This window comes from Ruegeria sp. HKCCD7181 (genome assembly GCF_057221055.1).
Map to the genome: position 1 here is coordinate 1 of NZ_JBWVBC010000034.1, position 1,551 is coordinate 1,551.

1 protein-coding gene is annotated in these 1,551 nt (G+C 59.1%); it reads left to right on the top strand.

The window, feature by feature from the left end; genetic code table 11:
- Positions 1–142: 142 nt before the first annotated feature.
- Positions 143–1,525, top strand: a complete 1,383-nt coding sequence (locus AC2TCY_RS22975) for an MATE family efflux transporter (RefSeq protein WP_480851067.1) — start codon at positions 143–145, stop codon at positions 1,523–1,525.
- Positions 1,526–1,551 lie beyond the last annotated feature (26 nt).

The window sequence follows — 1,551 nt, forward strand, 5'->3', positions numbered from 1 at the left end:
GCAGAGGTGAACTGGCTGTCGTATGGCGACTGGCTCGCCCAGCAGGATTGGCTCATTCTCGAACAGGCACCGGCCGCCTGATGCAATCCCAACGGCGGGCCGTAGCGGCCCGCCTTTCAAACCGAGAGACCGGAGAATTCCTTTGGCCGACGCTTCCGCCCGCATTCTACAGGCGCCCGTTCACCGCACGCTGATGTTCATGGCGGCGCCTGTCAGTCTTGGCATGCTGACGACCTTTCTGTTTCAGATCGTCGACACCTATTTCATAGGCCAACTCGGTTCGACCGCGCTTGCCGCACTGTCATTCTCGTCGACGGCGTATTTCGTTCTGCTGTCGATCTTCATGGGGCTCTCCGTCGGAACCGCGGCGGTGGTGGCCCGCAGCGTCGGGCAGGGTAATCGCGGGGCGGCTGCGAGGATGTCTGTGGTCTCTCTGATATTGACACTCTTACTATCGGTCGGGTTCAGTTGGATCGGGTTTCAAACCATAGATGAGGCCTTCACCGCCATCGGTGCCGACCAGAAGACGCTTCCGCTTATTCGCGACTACATGGGCATCCTCTATCCGGCCCTGCCGTTCCTGATGCTTGGTATCGTGGCCAGCGCCGCGGTCCGCGGCACCGGCATTGTCGGAACCGCCGAGATCATTTTTGCCATCGGCGGTGTCATCAATCTGGTGTTCGACTATCTGCTGATCTTCGGCATCGGCCCGTTCCCGGAATTGGGCATGGCGGGGGCGGCCCTGGCCTCGGGCCTGTCATTCGCATTCATCGCCGTTGCCATGCTAGTTATCATGTTCCGACATGGGCTGCTTGCCTTTGCAGATCTGCGCAGTATCGCCATTCTGGTCGCGGCGGCTCTCGACATCCTGCGCCTGGGGCTGCCCACCGTCGCCACGCAAAGCCTGGTGCCGCTGACCGGCCTGATGATGACTTTTGCCCTTGCAGGTTATGGTGCAGAGGCCGTCGCTGCCTTTGGCGTTGCCAACCGGGTCGAGACTTTGGCCCTGGTCGGCGTATTTGCGATCAGCGCAACGATCACGCCTTTCGTGGCTCAGAATTTCGGCGCCGAGAACCATGACCGGATTGACGCCGCGGCGATATTCACCGGACGGTTGGCGCTGATCATGGGGTTTGTCCTGTTTCTAATACTCTTTGCCTTTGGTCGCCAGGTTGCCCGCATCTTCTCGGATGACCCCGAGGTTGTCCGCCTAGTCACACTCTACTTCCGGATTGTCGCCCTTTCTTATGGATTCATCGGCTTGCTGAACATGATCGCCGCCATTCTGGTAGGCCTGCAAATGCCCGGGCTGTCGCTGCGCCTGATGCTCGTCAAAACCTTTGCATTGACCGTTCCGCTGCTTGCTATTGCTTCATTCCTCGGTGTTCAGCCCGTTCTGGTGGCGCTGTCGCTCTCGAATATCCTCGCCGGTATTCTTGCCGTCTTTGTTCTCAAGAGATCGGCCCGAAAGTACGACAGGCCGCTCGGCTATCTGAAGTTTCGCTCAGCATTGTTCGGACGGTAGTCCTGTTGCTTAGAAACCCTGGGTAG